14 protein-coding genes and 1 tRNA gene are annotated in these 15,204 nt (G+C 71.0%); 12 read left to right on the top strand and 3 right to left on the bottom strand.

Going from position 1 to position 15,204, the window contains the following annotated elements:
* Window positions 1-45: 45 nt before the first annotated feature.
* Window positions 46-117 (top strand) — tRNA-Arg (locus M1203_RS33020).
* A 250-nt stretch (window positions 118-367) separates the two neighbouring features.
* Here M1203_RS33020 and M1203_RS33015 read toward each other — a convergent pair.
* Window positions 368-1,114, bottom strand: a complete 747-nt coding sequence (locus M1203_RS33015; protein ID WP_249953518.1) for an SDR family NAD(P)-dependent oxidoreductase — start codon at window positions 1,112-1,114, stop codon at window positions 368-370.
* A 120-nt stretch (window positions 1,115-1,234) separates the two neighbouring features.
* Between M1203_RS33015 and M1203_RS33010 the strand changes: the two genes are divergently transcribed.
* From M1203_RS33010 to M1203_RS32960, 11 genes are all read left to right on the top strand, one after another.
* Complete coding sequence (locus M1203_RS33010; protein WP_249953517.1) at window positions 1,235-1,864, top strand: TetR/AcrR family transcriptional regulator; 630 nt, start codon at window positions 1,235-1,237, stop codon at window positions 1,862-1,864.
* Between the two features lie 286 nt (window positions 1,865-2,150).
* Window positions 2,151-4,001, top strand: a complete 1,851-nt coding sequence (locus M1203_RS33005; protein ID WP_249953516.1) for an asparagine synthase-related protein — start codon at window positions 2,151-2,153, stop codon at window positions 3,999-4,001.
* The gene (locus M1203_RS33000) at window positions 3,982-4,239 is read left to right on the top strand and encodes a lasso peptide biosynthesis PqqD family chaperone (RefSeq protein WP_249953515.1); all 258 of its coding nucleotides are present in this window, start codon (window positions 3,982-3,984) and stop codon (window positions 4,237-4,239) included. The genes M1203_RS33005 and M1203_RS33000 overlap by 20 nt, the downstream gene beginning before the upstream one ends.
* Window positions 4,236-4,769, top strand: a complete 534-nt coding sequence (locus M1203_RS32995) for a lasso peptide biosynthesis B2 protein (protein WP_249953514.1) — start codon at window positions 4,236-4,238, stop codon at window positions 4,767-4,769. Before M1203_RS33000 ends, M1203_RS32995 begins: the two co-directional genes overlap by 4 nt.
* Window positions 4,708-4,836 (top strand): lasso RiPP family leader peptide-containing protein, encoded by a 129-nt coding sequence (locus M1203_RS32990; RefSeq protein ID WP_249953553.1) that lies wholly within the window; start codon window positions 4,708-4,710, stop codon window positions 4,834-4,836. The genes M1203_RS32995 and M1203_RS32990 overlap by 62 nt, the downstream gene beginning before the upstream one ends.
* 44 nt (window positions 4,837-4,880) lie before the next feature.
* On the top strand, window positions 4,881-5,003 hold the full coding sequence (locus M1203_RS32985; RefSeq protein WP_249953513.1) for a keywimysin-related RiPP: 123 nt from the start codon (window positions 4,881-4,883) through the stop codon (window positions 5,001-5,003).
* Window positions 5,004-5,115: 112 nt separating this feature from the next.
* Window positions 5,116-7,002, top strand: coding sequence for an ABC transporter ATP-binding protein (locus M1203_RS32980; protein WP_249953512.1), 1,887 nt, complete (start codon window positions 5,116-5,118; stop codon window positions 7,000-7,002).
* Window positions 7,002-8,804: an ABC transporter ATP-binding protein gene (locus M1203_RS32975; RefSeq protein ID WP_249953511.1), complete on the top strand. Its 1,803-nt coding sequence runs from the start codon at window positions 7,002-7,004 to the stop codon at window positions 8,802-8,804. The genes M1203_RS32980 and M1203_RS32975 overlap by 1 nt, the downstream gene beginning before the upstream one ends.
* A 312-nt stretch (window positions 8,805-9,116) precedes the next feature.
* Window positions 9,117-11,198 carry an AfsR/SARP family transcriptional regulator gene (locus M1203_RS32970; RefSeq protein ID WP_249953510.1) on the top strand — a complete coding sequence of 694 codons (2,082 nt, stop codon included), beginning with the start codon at window positions 9,117-9,119 and terminating at the stop codon, window positions 11,196-11,198.
* 218 nt (window positions 11,199-11,416) lie between these two features.
* A complete protein-coding gene (locus tag M1203_RS32965) occupies window positions 11,417-12,610 on the top strand; it encodes a sensor histidine kinase (protein ID WP_249953509.1) in 1,194 nt (397 codons plus the stop codon).
* A complete protein-coding gene (locus M1203_RS32960) occupies window positions 12,603-13,940 on the top strand; it encodes a hypothetical protein (RefSeq protein WP_249953508.1) in 1,338 nt (445 codons plus the stop codon). Before M1203_RS32965 ends, M1203_RS32960 begins: the two co-directional genes overlap by 8 nt.
* Here M1203_RS32960 and M1203_RS32955 read toward each other — a convergent pair.
* Both M1203_RS32955 and M1203_RS32950 read right to left on the bottom strand, forming a co-directional pair.
* Window positions 13,907-14,563 carry a response regulator transcription factor gene (locus M1203_RS32955; protein WP_249953507.1) on the bottom strand — a complete coding sequence of 219 codons (657 nt, stop codon included), beginning with the start codon at window positions 14,561-14,563 and terminating at the stop codon, window positions 13,907-13,909. The two genes, M1203_RS32960 and M1203_RS32955, sit on opposite strands and share 34 nt — an antisense overlap.
* Before the next feature lie 132 nt (window positions 14,564-14,695).
* A complete protein-coding gene (locus M1203_RS32950) occupies window positions 14,696-15,130 on the bottom strand; it encodes a hypothetical protein (protein WP_249953506.1) in 435 nt (144 codons plus the stop codon).
* Window positions 15,131-15,204: the final 74 nt, after the last annotated feature.

Raw genomic sequence — 15,204 nt, 5'->3', positions numbered from 1 at the left:
GGAAGCTGGTAGGGTTTCCTTCGTCGCCAAGCACCACGGCGACTCGCCCCCGTAGCTCAGGGGATAGAGCAACGGCCTCCGGAGCCGTGTGCGCAGGTTCGAATCCTGCCGGGGGCACTCCGGAACAGAGGCTCTGACCAGCAGAAATGTCGGTCAGGGCCTTTCTTGTGTCCTGTTGTGGGTCCGAACCCGTCGCGTCGACCAGGCGCGCGGCAACGGACCGTCGCCGTTCGTCGGCGCCGGCCCGTCGTTCGCGCGCCATCAGCGGGAGGCGGACGCTCACGTCCTCGGCCCCCGCCGCGGCGCCCGCCCCCCCGCCCCCCAGTCCCTGCGTCTCCCGGCCCCTCCGGTCCCTTGCGCGGTGTCGTTACGCGTTCGTGCCCGCGTCTACGGTCAGTGCCGTGCCCGTGATGTTGTGGCCGCCGGGGCCGGCGAGGAACGCGACCGTGGCCGCGACGTCATCCGGGTCGAGGTAGCGGCCCAATGCGGTCAGGTCCCTTCGGGTGTTGGCGCCAGGACCGTCGGCCGGGTTCATGTCCGTGTCGGTCGATCCGGGGTGCACGACGTTGGCGGTGATGCCGCGTGGGCCCAGTTCGCGTGCCAGTCCTCTGGTGAAGCCGCTCAGCGCCGCCTTGCTCATCGCGTACAGCGTGATGCCCGGAAAGGGCACGTGGTCGGCGAGATTGCTGCCGATGCTGATGATGCGTCCGCCACGTGGCAGGAACCCTACGGCGGTCTGCGAGGCGAGGAACACCGAGCGGACATGGATGGCCAGGGTGCGGTCGACCTCTTCCGGAGTGACGTCCTCGATCGGCCCGTTGGTGAATATCCCCGCGTTGTTGACGAGGATGTCCAGCCGGCCGAATTCGTCTGCCGTCCGCCGCACCGCGTCCGCGACGGCGCCGTCGTCCGCCGCGTCGGCACGGATCGCCAGCGCGCGCCGTCCGATCTCCTTGATGTCGGCCACCACATCGGCGGCCTTCGCCTCTCCTGCGGCGCTGACGTACGTGAACGCCACATCCGCACCCTCACGGGCCAGCCGTCGGGCGACTGCCGCCCCGATGCCCCTGCTGCCGCCCGTGATCAGCGCAGCTTTCCCCGCCAACTCGCTCATGCCATCCCCTGATTTCTGTGTCGATCGACACAGAAAGACTCGCAGGGAGGCACCCGGCAGGTCAAGGCATATATTGAACGAACGACACAGAAAGGCCGGGGAGAGGATGAGGTGGGGAAGGTGACCACGCGTGGACGCCCCAGAGGGTTCGACCGGGACACGGCTCTGGAACAGGCGATGAAGGTGTTCTGGGCCTCCGGTTACGAGGCGACGTCCATGGCCGACCTCACCTCGGCCATGGGGATCGCTTCGCCCAGCCTGTACGCGGCGTTCGGCTCCAAGGAGGAGCTGTTCCGCGAGGCGGTGGCGCTGTACACGACCAACGCCGGCCAAGCCGTGGCCGGTGCGCTCACCGAGGAGCCCACCGCGCGCGCCGCCGTGAACGCCGTGCTCCGCGCGAGGGCGTACGCGTACACCGAGGCGGACACGCCCGGCGGCTGCATGATCGTGCTGGCCGCCACGAACTGCTCGGAGTCCAACGCACCGGTCCGTGACCATCTCGCCCGGCTGCGCAAGGCCGGCATCGAAGAACTGGCCGAACGACTGGAACAGGGTGTGCGGGACGGGGATCTGGCCCCCGGCACCGACACCTACGCCGTCGCCTCCTTCTATACCGCCGTACTCCAGGGCATGTCCGTCCAGGCCCGCGACGGCGCATCGCGCGAGGACCTGGAGATGCTCGCGGAACGCGCGATGTGGGCATGGGAGGCCGTGACCGCCCAGCGGTCTTCGCACGCGCCCGCCCGCTGAACACGCCTGAGAAGGCTCCCGCGAGGGCAAGGATTCCGGCGTTCCGCCGGGCACGCCGCGGAGGCCGCCCGAGCGACCGGACCCGACCCCTTAGCCCGGGCCCCTCACCTCCCGTACGCCCACGCCCGCCTGCCCGTACCCGCCTGACACCGGGTCGCGGGTGGCGGGCGTTTTTGCAGGTCAGGGGGGTGGCACTGATCTGCCACGGGAGTGCCACTCCATTGCCACGGCCACCGTCCAACATGAAGTCATCGGCAAAACGGCGACTTGGACGGCAGGAGGGCAAGTGAACAGTGATGGCTGGTATTTCATCGCGCTTCCGGACTGCGCGGGGGGCGAGCGCGTGGCCCGACGGGTGGGTTCGGATGCTCAGCTGATCTGCCGTCATGCGTCGGGCCGACCGCTGCTGCTGGCTCGCGGGCCGGAGCGGCAGCGGGTGGTGGCGGAGGCGGGGGCCGTGCGGGTCGCCGTTGTCGGGGGATCCTCCGCCACGGAGGAGGGGCTGCGGGGGCAGCTGGGGCGGCCGGGGGGTGTCCGGTTGCTGGATGGGCTCGGGCACTCCCTGGCCGGCAGCTTCCATCTGGTGGCCGCCGAGGGGGAGCGGCTGCGGGTGCAGGGGTCCGCGAGCGGGCTGCGACGGGTGTTCCACGCGGTGATCGACGGGGTGCGCGTGGTGTCCGACCGGGCGGATGTCCTGGCCGGGCTCGGCGGGTTCGCCCTTGACGACACCGCGTTGGCCATCAGGCTCTTGCGGGTGCTGCCGCATCCGCTGGCCGAGGAACCGATGTGGCGGGAGGTCGAGGCCGTACCGCCCGGGTCGGCGCTGCTCGTGGAGGAGGGGGGACGGCGGGTACGTACGGTCGTCTGGTGGCGCAGGCCCGCGCCCGAGTTGTCCAGGCGGGAAGGTGCCGAGCGGTTGCGGGGGGCGCTCGAAGCCGCTGTGGACGTCAGGACGCGGGCCGGCGGGACGGTGCACTGCGATCTGTCCGGAGGTCTCGATTCGACGCCGCTCTGCCGTCTCGCGGCGAGGGGACCGGCCGAGATCGTCGCGACGACGATGTACAACGACGACCCGGGCGGCATGGAGGACCTGATCTGGGCGCGTCGTGCGTTGCCGAGCATGCCGAACGTCCGGCACGACGTGGGCCGTCTCGATGACATGCCGCAGTTCTTCGAGGGCATGGGCGATGTGCGGGAGCGGCTGGACGAGCCGTCGCAGGCGTATCTGACCGCGCCCCGTATCCGCTACAGCATCGAGGCGGCGATCGCGCGAGGTGCCACGACCTACCTCAATGGTCTGGGCGGCGACCATCTGCTGCACGGTCTGCCGGTGTGGGACCACGCGCTCTTCCGGCGACGTCCGCTGGCGGCCCTACGGCGGGTCAGAACCACCCGAGCGCTCGATGACCGTCCGCTGATCCCCGTCCTGCGCGAGCTGCTGGACTCCGAGAGCTATCGCGCATGGCTACGGCGGACCGTGAGGGAGGCCCGGCGCGTCCGCGAGGTGAAGTCGGACCTGCGCATGGAGTGGGACCAGCCCGTCGCGCTGCCGCGCTGGCTGAGCGGGGACGCCGCGACGGCGCTGCTGGCCAGGCTGGGGGAGCTGGCCGCGACGGCAGAACCGCTCGGGGCCGACCGGGCGCTGCACGCCGAGCTGGCCATGGTGCGGGACGGCAGCAGGATCATCCGTGGCACCCAGCAGTACGCGGCCACCCTCGAAATGCCCTTCGAGGCACCGTTCTTCGATGACCGAGTGGTGGAGGCGTGTTTCGCGGTACGCCACGAGGAACGCGACTCGCCTATGGAATTCAAGCCCCTGATCAAGGCGGCGATGCGCGGATTGCTGCCCGACGAGTTTCTTCGGCGCGGCTCGAAGATGGGCGGGAGCGTCCAAGCGGCGCGCGGGTTGCGGGATCACTGGCCCACCCTTCTCGAACTCTGTGAGCAGTCGCCGCTGACCACACGTGGCGTCATCGACTTCGACGCACTCGCCGCCGGTGAGTCACCACAGCACATGGGGACGCGGGACGCGTTCCTCGACGCCACCGTCAATTGCGCGGTGTTCGCCAGGAATCAGCCGGCGGGCGACCGCCGCCATGACAGGGAGGAGTCGGTTCATGGGACTGCGGCTGCATGACCATGTCTCCACGACAGAGACCGAATACGGAGTGGTCGTACTGGACGAGCGCACCGGCCGTTACTGGCAGCTCAGTTCCTCCGCGGGGCTCGTGCTCTCCACCCTCGCGCAGGGAGCCTCGGTCGATGACGCGGTCACCGCGCTCACCGGCAGATACGACGTCGGCGAGGCGCGTGCGCGGAAGGACATCGACGCCCTGTTGGACTCGCTGCGTTCCGCCGGGCTGGTGAAGCGATGAGCATCCCCGTACTGCCGGCCGACGCGGTGACGGTGTCCCTTGGGCAGCGGCTGGTGACCCGCGCGGTGGTCGGTGCGGCCCGAGTTCTCGCCCGTCGGCAGCCCCGGCACATCAGGGCCGTACTGATACGGGTACGACGGGGAGCGCGGCCGGCGACGGCTGCGGAGGCCGGACTCGCACGCGACACCGTTCTCACGGTCAGCCCGCGCTGCTGCGGTGCCCGCGCCTGTCTTGTGCGGTCGATCGCCACGGCCCTCCTGTGCCGTACCCGCTCGGTCTGGCCGACCTGGTGCGTAGGCGTCCTCAAGGCGCCCCCCTTCGCCGCGCACGCCTGGGTGGAGGCGGAGGGCCGCATGGTCGACGAGGCCACGGAAGCCGGTTACTACACCCGGCTCATCACCATCGAGGCTTCTGGCGAACTTCCCTCGCCAGGAAAGGAACACGGAAAGCGGGGAGGGGGTGACAACCATGGAGATGGAGAAGGAGAGCTACGAGGCTCCCGTCGTGATGGAGCTCGGTTCGTTCGGTGAGGAGACCGGAGTTTTCGGTATCCGCAACGGGGACGAGATTGCCTGGTTCTTCGACACCTGGCAGTAATCGCCCATGGTGTGACCGGAAAACGGGGGAGGGAGGTGACCACCATGGAGAAGGAAATGTACGAGGTTCCCGCGCTGATCGAGCTCGGGGAATTCACCGAGGAGACGGGCTTCTTCCGTAACGGAGCGAACGAGGCCTACTTCTTCTTCCAGAACCAGAACGACTGATCATCGGTCGTCGGCGTCAACGGATCACCAGGTGCGGCGAGCGTTCGCGAGGGCATCTCGCCGCGCCTGGTGGCGACGACGGACAGGACAGAGCAACGGGAGGGAGGGACAGGTGCGCGAGAGTGACCGACTGCTGGCCGGAACGGTAGGGCGGAACAAAGGACTGTTCGCCGTGGTGGCGGCGCTCCACCTGTTCCAGAGCGCCGCCGGTCTGCTGCTGCCGCTCGTACTGTCCGACGCGATCGACGTGGTCCTCGGGCAGACCGGCGACAGGGTCCCGTTTCTGCTGGTGTGCGCCCTGCTGCTGACGATGACGGTCGCCGAGATCGCCGGGCAGATCGCCGAGGCCAAGATGAGGGCCACGGCCACCGCACGGCTGCGGCATGACACGTTCTCCCGGATCTTCCGCCTTGGACTGTCCGCCCGGAATCGGTTCACGCCGGGTGATCTGCTCAGCCGCTCGCTGGAGAGCACGGCGGAGGCCGGCGGCGCGGGGCTGAATCTTCTCAACGCGGTCTTCGCCGCGCTGACCGCCTGCGGCGGGCTGGTCGCGCTCTTCCTCATCGACTGGCGACTCGTGCTCGTCTTCGCCCTCGGCGTGCCCGCCGTCTGGCTGCTCGCACGGATGCTCATCCGCAGGACCACCACGCTCACCGGCCAATACCAGCAAGCCCTCGGAGAGTTGTCCGACCGCTTCGTCGACGCCGTCGGCGGGGCCCGCACCATCCGCGCGTCCGCCACCCTCGACCGGGAGGTGGAGCGCGTGCTCCGCCCGGTGCCCCGGCTCCACGCCGCCGGAACGGGCTTCTGGGAGGCGCAGCGCCGAGCCGGCTGGTATCTGTCACTGCTCTCACCCGGGCTGCAGATCGGTGTGCTGGCCACGGCCGGCTACGGGGTGGTGGCCGGGAGGCTGACCCCCGGCCAGATGCTGGCGGCGCAGCTCTACTTGACGTACGCGATGCGGCTGCTGTCCCAGGTCGGCATCTTCGCCGAGCTGGGGAGGGCGCGTGGTTCGGCCGAGCGGCTTCGGGAGGTGTTCGCCGCGCCGCTGCCCCGCCGAGGGGATCGGCCACTGCCGCCGGGAGAGGGCGCTCTCGCGCTGCGCGACATCACCGTACGGGCCGACGACAGGCTCGTACTCGACGGGCTGACGCTCGACATCCCCGCCGGCTCCACCCTGGCGGTGGTCGGGGCCTCGGGGTCGGGCAAGACCACGCTGGCGCTGGTCGCCGGGGCGGCGCTGCCACCGGACGGGGGAGAGGTACGACTGGACGGTGCCGACCTGGCCGAGACGGACCGGGGCGAGGTCCGCGACGCCATCGCGTACGCCTTCGAGCGCCCTCATCCGCTGGGTGAGACTGTGGCCGATCTGATCGGATACGGCGACCGGCCGGTGACCGCGACCGCCGTACGGGAAGCGGCGCGGGCGGCCCACGCCGACGGCTTCATCAGTCGACTGCCTCTCGCCTATCAGACACCTCTCGCCGAACTGCGTCTGTCGGGCGGGGAGTGGCAGCGGCTCGGGCTGGCGCGCGCGGTCTGCGGGCGCGCCCGGGTCGTGATCTTCGATGACGCGATGTCCAGCGTGGACACGGCGACCGAGAACGAGATCGGCCGGGCCATGGACGAGTCCCTGCGCGGCACCACCCGCGTCGTGGTGGCCCATCGGATCACCACCGCCGCCAGCGCCGACCTGGTCGCGTGGCTGGACGGGGGCCGCGTCCGCGCGGTGGGCCCGCACCGGAAGCTGGGGACCGACCCCGCCTACCGGGCCGTCTTCGGCACCGGCGGGGACCGGGGGGACCAGGACCGGGCAGGAACGGACCAGCCCGGTTCGGACACGGCGGACGCGGCGGACGGGGCGGACACGGCGCACACGGCGGACGCGGCGGACGGAGCGGGCAGGTCAGACGGGTCGTACGGGGCGGGCGGCGTGGCACATGGCCCGGCGGGCGGCCCGGCGCGTGACATCGGCCGAGAACGTTCGGGGGCGATGTGATGGCGTCGGAGTCCCTGCGGCTCGTGCGGCCCGTTGTGCGAGCCCATCGCCGGAATCTCGGCGCGCTCGCCGCCTGGTCGCTCGTCGAGACGCTGCCGGTGCTGCTCTCCGGGACTCTGGTGGCGGCGGCCCTTGACCGCGGCTTCCTGGCCGGCCGGGCCCCGTACGGGCTGGCGCTCCTGCTCGCGTACGGCGTCACGATGGTGATCGGGACGCTCGGGACCAGACAGGCCATGCCGCACACGGCTGCCATAGTCGAGTCGCTGCGGGACGCGCTCATCAGCCGGGTGGTCCACGCCGGACTGCACCGCGCCGTCTACCCGGAAAGCGGGGCGGGTTACTCCGGCGGGGCGACGGCCGATGTCTCCACCGTCGCCCGGCTCACCCGCCAGGTGGAGACAGTCCGTCAGATCTCCGGTGGGCTGCTGCTCTCCCTGCGCGGGGTCGCGCTGGCCATGGTGGCGGCCATGATCGGTCTGTTCGCCCTGGATCCGCTGCTCGCGCTGATCACGGGCGGGGCGGTGCTCACCGCCGTCGTGTTGACGGCTCTGCTCTCCCGGGTGCTCCGGCGACGCCATGTCGCTCTGCTCCGGGCGCAGGAGGAACTGGCGCGACGGGCCGGTCCGCAACTGACCGGAATCCGGGACGTCGTGACATGCGGCGCCTGGGAGACGGCAGGGCGGACAGCGGGCGCGGGGGTGGACGCCGAAGCCGCGGCGGCCGTGGCCAGTGCCCGTGCGGGCGCGGGGCGTATCGCCGTGGTCGCGGTGGGCACCCGACTGCCATTCGCGATCATCCTTCTCTCCTCGTCCTGGCTCGTCTCCTCGGCCGTACTGACCCCCGGCGCGCTGGTCGGGGCCATGGTCTATCTGCTCCAGGGAATTGAGCCGGCGCTGCGTGCCATGGTGCAGACGGTGTCGAACATGGGGCTTCAACTCTCCGTCACGCTGCGCAGGCTCACCGACTTCATCGACGTCCCGCCCCGCCCGCCCTCCGGCACCGGCTCGTTCCCGGGGGCGGGCGCCGGAGCCGGCATCGTCACGGGCACCGATATCGCGCTGCGGGATGTCCACTTCGCCTACGGGCCGCGCGCCGAGCCGCTTTTCTCCCGTATCAGCCTGGATATCCCTGATGGCTCGCATCTGGCGATCGTCGGGCCGAGCGGTATCGGCAAGTCCACCCTGGCCTGTCTGGCCGGCGGCTTGGAACAGGCGCGTCGCGGAGAGGTGACGATGGGCGGGATACCGGTGGCGGCGCTGGCCGAGGAGGAACTGCGCCGACGGGTCGCCCTCGTACCGCAGGAGTCGTACGTCTTCGCCGGCACGCTCCGTGAGAACCTCGCCCTCCTGCGCCCCGACGTGTCGGACAGCGAACTGGACGCGGCGGCCGTGGCGCTGGGGCTGGGGGAGACGGTGCGTCGGCTGGGCGGTTACGACGCGGTGATCGGCTCACCCGGGCTGCTCTCCCAGGGGGAGCGTCAACTGATCACGCTGGCACGGGTGTACGTCAGCGAGGCGTGGGTCGTGATCCTGGACGAGGCGACCTGTCATCTGGACCGGGTGGGAGAGGAACGGGTCGAGGACGCGTTCATAGCCCGGCCCGGCACGCTGATCGTGGTGGCCCACCGCATCACCTCGGCTCTGCGCGCCGAGCGGATCGCCGTCGTCGGGCAGGACTCACTGACCGTGGGCAGCCATGATGAACTCCTGGGGATGTCGGCCGAGTACGCCGAGCTGATCGGCTACTGGTCCTCCGCCGGAGAGAGCCCGGAGCCCGCCGCCATCCCCCGCCCGCTCATCTGAAGCGCCCGGGCCTGAAGCGTCGGAAGGCAGAGGGCCGGCGGGGCCGGCGTGAGGCGTTGCTCGGGATACGGGACGTTGCTCGGGATAGGGGATGTGACATGCCATCCGGGACGGCTATCCCAAGGAGCCGCTTCCATGCGGGTATGGCCACTATGCGCCATGTGGGTCGAATGGCCGTCACACTCTCCGGATCGCAAACGGTAAATTTCGTTGTGTCCTGGATGGCGGAGCCGCTGACCCCGGCTCGGCCGTCAGGCAGACGACGTGCGGACGGCGGCACACGCCGGGCGCACACACAAGGGGGAATACCGAGTGCACAGGATCGATGTGCGCCTGCTCGGCGCATTTGAAGTGACGCACGGGACCGCACGACTCACCGTCTCGGCCGGCCGGCAGCAGACACTGCTGGCCGCGCTGGCACTGCACCACGGGCAGATCGTGCCGGTGGACCACATCGCCGAATGCCTCTGGGGGATCGACCCTCCGGCATCCGCGCGGACAACCATCCGCAGCTACATCAAACGCCTGCGCCGCGTGCTGGACGAGGCCCGCGGCACCGAAGAGTCCGTCATCGAAGCGCAGCGGGGCGGATACCGGCTGAGCCGTGAGCTGGTCTCCGTGGACAGCACCGAGTTCCGCGAACGGACCGAACACGCGGCGGCGGTGGCCGTCACGGCCGGGCCGGACGCCGAGGCCGCGGCGCTCGACAGCGCGCTCGCCCTCTGGCGCGGCCCGGCTCTCTCCGGGATCCACGGTCCTACGCTGCACCGCGACGTTCTCCCCTCCCTGGAAGAGGCGAGGCTCCTGGCCGTACACCGCAGGATCGCCATCGGGCTGGAGCTGGAGGACCCGGGCGACCATATTCCGCTGCTGCGGCAGACACTGGCTCTGGATCCGCTACAGGAGAGGTTCTGGGCACAGCTGATGCTGGCGCTCTACCGGACCGGGCGTTCGGCCGAGGCGCTGCGCGAGTACGAGCGCTGCCGGCGCCTGCTGGGCGACCGGCTCGGTGTCGATCCCGGCCCCGAACTACGCGAATTGCACCAGCAGATGCTGGTCGCGAGCCCCGGTCTCACCGCGTCGGCGGGCCGGGCCGGGGTCAGGACCCGGGTCCCGGTCGGGTTGCGGACGGGCGGGCCGAGCCGGTATGTGCCGCGCCAGCTTCCGGCGGGCGACGTTCCGTTCACCGGCCGGGTGGATGAACTCGCCGCGCTCGACCGGCAGCTCCCGGACATGCGGCGCGATGTGCCGGGCTGTACGGGCAATGTGCTGCTGCTCGACGGCCCCGCCGGGGTCGGCAAGACGGCGCTCGCGATCCACTGGGCCAACGGGCGGCAGGAGCGCTATCCCGGCGGCCAGATCTATCTGGATCTCGAAGGGTTCAGCACCCGCGATCCGCTGAGCCCGGCGGATGCCCTGCGCGCCCTGCTGATCGGGCTCGGGGTGGCCGACAACGAGGTGCCCGGCAGCGTTGGTGAGCGCAGCGCGCTGTTGCGCAGCGAACTGGCCGGCCGCCGTACGCTGCTGCTCCTGGACAATGTGATGTGCCCCGAGCAGATCAGACCACTGCTGCCAGGACCGGCGGGCACCGCGCTGGTCACCAGCCGCAACCAATTGCGTGGTCTGGTCGTCAGGAACGGCGCCCGGCGTCTGACGCTCGCCCCGTTCGACCACGAACGATCCGCCGATCTGCTCAACCGGCTCCTCGGCGCCCGGCGTCCGGCCGAACGCACGGGACCGGCCGAACGCACCGGACCGGACCGCTCTGAACCGGCGGAACGCGCCGCGCTGGACGAACTCGCCGCGCTCTGCGGTGGTCTGCCGCTCGCCCTGCGCATTCTCGCCGAGCGGGCCGCGCGCCAGCCGGAGGTGAGCCTGCGGCGACTGGTGACGGAGATCCGTGGTGAGGAGCCGCTCAACGCGTTCCGGCTGAGCGAGGACGGCACCGACCTGGACACCGTGCTCTCCTGGTCACTGAAGGGGCTGACCGAAGCGGCGGCCGGGCTGTACGGGGTGTTCGCGGCGGCGGCGGCGGCGAGCGCGCGGCCCCTCGCGGCCCCGGCCGCCATCACGGCCCCGGCCACGATCACGGCCCCGGCCCCGGACGCCGCGGAGAAGGAGATCGGACCGGCTGAGGCGGCTGGGCTGCTCGGCGTCTCCCGGGAAGAGGCCCTATGTCTGCTCGATGAACTCGTACAGGTTCATCTGGTGGAGAGGTGCGGATCCGATCGCTTCCGGCTTCCGGCGGGCTGTCTGATCCGCGTCCCGCGGACGCTTGCCGGCGTGTTGCCCGTATCGGCCCTGCCCGTATCGGCCCTGACCGTACGGGGACTGACCGGTCCAGGGGCTGTGCGCGTACCCGCTCCTGTACCCGTCCCCGTCCCCGTGCCCTGACACCACTGTCCGGCGGGGCCCCCGGCCCCGCCGGACATGTCCCGCGCGCCCCTGCCCACCCCCATGAGGCAGGTGTGCGCACGGTCGGTGGGACCGCTTCCGCCCCGTCCGGAAGCGTCCGCACAGTGACCAAAGAAACGCTATCGCTGGAGCACCTCGACGTGTGACGGTCAATCGACCGACAAACCGACGCGGGACAGCGACAGGTGGGGCACCGAGTGGCACATGAGCCGGATGACTCCCAGGCCCCGCCCGAACGCGCCGGGAGAACGGATGTCGCCCGGCGCCCGGGGCCCGCGGAGCGGGAGTTCGTACGGTTCGCGTACCGCTACGCGTACCGCATCCGACTGGTGGTGGTCTGCTCCTGCGCGGTGCTGGCCGTTCCGGCGATGCCCGCCGACCGGATGGCCGTCGCCTCGGCCATCTCCTGCGTCGTGCTCGGCTGGAGCGTTCTGCACTACCGGCTGGGGATGACAGGGGCCCACCCCCGTCGGCTGCTCGCCGCCGACGTGGTGGTGCTGACCGGTCTCTGCCTCTCCCAGGATCTGACGATTCCGGACAGCCAGACCAGGTACGGCAACACCTGGCTGCTGGTGGTCGTCAGCATCGTGGCGGTCGGGTACCAGATGATGTATCCGGCGGGGCTCGCGCTGGCGACGGCGCTGCTGCTGGCCGCCGTGGATCTGGCAGGTGCCATGCTCGACCGTCCCGACGGCTGGGACTACGCGGTGCCCAATGTCAGCTGGGTGCTGGTGCAGAGCCTGCTCGCCCAGGGGCTCTACCGGCTGGTGCTGCGCGCGAGCAGGGCCGCCGACGCGGTCGGTACGAAGGCCGCCGCCGCCCGGCGCCGGCACGAAGTGGCACAGGCGCAGCGCTCGGCGGAGCGCGAACATCTCGCGACCCTGCACGACACCGCGTGCGCCACCATGCTGATGGTCTCGGCCCACGGCCAGTCCCTCCGGCCGGAAATACTGCGCACCCAGGCCGCCAAGGACCTGCGGCGCCTCGCGTCCGAGCGGGCCACGTCCGGTGAGACGGATGTGGCGCGGGAACTGCTCGCGGAGGTCGGCGACCACCCGCTCGTCGTACGCACCGAGTTCGACGGCACCCTCGACCTGATGTGGCGCCCGGCCGTCGCGGCGCTGCGCGGCAGCCTCGGCGAGGCGCTGCGCAACGTATCGCGCCACGCGGGCGTCAACTCCGCGACGGTGACCGCGAGCCGGGAGGGTGACACCGTCACAGTCGTCATCAGCGACGACGGCGCCGGATTCGATGTGACGCGGGTTCCGCCGCACTGTCAGGGGCTGGCCCGCTCGGTGGTCGAGCGCATGGCCGCCGTCGGGGGCAGGGCGACGGTCGACTCCCGGCCGGGCCACGGCACCGCCGTACGCCTGGAGTGGCCCCATGTCTGACGATCCTCGGTCTCCCGGTCCACAGCCGCTCGCCGCACGGCCGCCCGATCCCCTCGACGGCGAACCACCGGCGTCCGATCCGCTGACGGACCGTATCGCCGCCGGCATGCTCGGCGCGCTACGGCTGGCGGGGCTCGCCATTCTCTCCGCGGTCCACTTCGGGCTGGCGCTCCCCGCCCTGCTGGCCAACCTCGACGGTTACCGGCACGCCTGGGTGCAGCTCACCGCGTTCGGACTGCTGACGCTCATCATCGTGGTCGACGCGCTCCTCGGGGTGGCCGGCCGGCGCAGACCGCGCCCCTGGGTCGCGGCGGGGCTGGTGTGCTCGCTCGTGGCGGCCGTTGTCGCCACCAGCCAACTGCCGGGCGACCACTACCTCGCCACACCGCACTGGACGTTTCTGGAGATCGGCTGGTTCGGTGTCCTGCTGCTGTTCGACGCCGGTCTGAACGCGACGCTGCTCTTCCTCGGCATCCATGTCGTCGTGACACTCGGACAATTGACGCTCGCCGGGATCCCGTCCCGGCAGGCCGCGGCCGGGATGGCCGTCAGCGCCCTGGCCATCTGCGCGTTCCAGATCGCCGCCGCCGTGATGGCCAAGCTGCTGCGGGGCTGCGCGACGACCGCCGGTGCCACGGCACGGGAGCAGGAGCGGGTACGTACCGAGGCGGCGGTCTCCGCCCAGGTCCACGCCGACCAGCGGTCGCGCTACCGCGATCTCGGCCGCTCGGTGCTGCCGCTGCTGACCGGGCTGGCCGACGGAACGCTCGACCCCGGGGACGAGCGGGTACGCCGCCGATGCGCCTTCGAGGCCGCCCGGCTGCGACGCCTCTTCGCCGAACGGGACCACGCCTCGGACCCGCTGCTCCATGAACTACGGGCCGGTATCGGGGTGGCGGAACGCCATGGGGTCGATGTGCAGCTCGCCGTACGGGGCGTGTCCGCTCCGGTGCCCCGGCATCTGCGCCGCGCGCTGACCGAGCCCGTACTCGCCGCGCTCGCGACCGCTGAGCGCAGCGCGCGAGCCACCGTCGTGCGCGGCGGCGGGCAGGTACGGGTCAGCGTGGTGACGGACGCGCCCGAGACGGACATCCCGGAACCGACCGAGCGCGGTGTCCGCGTACGGACGGTGCACAGCGAGGGCCGGCTTCTCGTCGAGGCCTCGTACACGCTGCTCGCGCCGTCTCCCGCCGGGGACACCCGTACGCGCAACGTCCCGAACGCCCAGGGCACCCAGACCGGCGAAGGCACCCACAGCACCCACAGCACCCAGAGCACCCCCAGCACCCGGGGCGTTCAGAGCTCGTCCAGCGAGGTCAGCCCGTCCTGAATGGCCCTGGCGACCAGATTCGCCTTGGTCGTCGCGGGCCGCCCCGCGTTGGCGTACTTGATCCGTACCCGTTCCAGATAGGTGTTCACCGTACGTACGGAGATGCCCAGGCTCTCGCCGACCATGGCCTTCGACTCCGACTGGAACCACTCAAGCAGCACCTCCACCTCACGCGGGGTCAGCGCGGGGCGCCCCTTTCTGGCATCGCTGCCGAAAGCACCGGCGAGCGCGGGCGGCGTATAGGGCCGGCAGTCGGCGGCGGCCAGGGTGGCGGCCATGAGATGCCGCTCGCCCTCGGCCTTCGTCAGATAGGTGAACGCGCCCAGATCCAGACAGGTGAGGGCCGTCTCCTGGCTCTCCTGCATGGTGTAGATGATCACCTGGCGCTCCCGCGCGACCAGTTGCTTCAGCTCGGGGTACGCGGGTACCCCCTGGGAGAGCTGGAGGTCGAGCACCACCACATCCGCCGCCAGGCCGGGCCCGCTCATGGCGACGGAGAGGTCGGGGCCCTTGGCCGTGACGGTGATCGGCCGTTCCGACGCGGCGTACCAGGATTCGATCCCGGCGAGCACCACGGGATGATCGTCGATCAACGCCACGCTCACGGGTTCGTTTTCCGGCATGCCTCATCCTCTCCCCAACCGCGGGCGTTCCGCCATGGGTTCGCCAGGCGTTACCCGGGCCCACAGTGTCTGACCACTGGTGACGAGCAGGTCTTCCCGCCTCGGCGCCCCGCTGCGCACCGCCCCGGTCGTCTACACCGCGTCGTTCGAGCGGGACATCCGCAGCGCGAGCTCCCGTAGCAGCTCCTCCGAGGTGATGTCCGTACGGCCGCTGTCATGGACCTCGGCCAGCTGCGCGAACACGTAGGTGAACGCCCCGATCAGCTGCATCATCGGGGGCAGCGCGGCGGCGGTCACCGCGTGCGCCGCTTCGAGCGGGGTGGACTCCGGGGAGACCGTGAACGACGGGAAGACCTCCGCGAGCAGCGATCCGATCTGCCCCTCGCCGGAGCCCCCGTCGCCGGAGGCCCGCTCGCCGGAGCCTCCCTCGCCGGAGGCCCGCTCGCCGTCCTCCGCGCCGCCCTCCGCTCCGACGTTTCCGTCCGAGTCCCGGTTGGCGGTTCTGATCCACTCGGCGGACTGCGTGAGAATGCCGATGGCCCTGAGAACGACTTCGCTCTGCTCCATACCCAGAGCCTATGGCGGGGCACCACGATCCGTGGGCCGGTCGGCCGCTGTTCATGGTCAGGTCAAGACGTGGC

The organism is Streptomyces sp. 35G-GA-8 (genome assembly GCF_023534745.1).
Lineage (GTDB): Bacteria > Actinomycetota > Actinomycetes > Streptomycetales > Streptomycetaceae > Streptomyces.
This window is presented reverse-complemented; position numbering and strand designations above follow the sequence as displayed.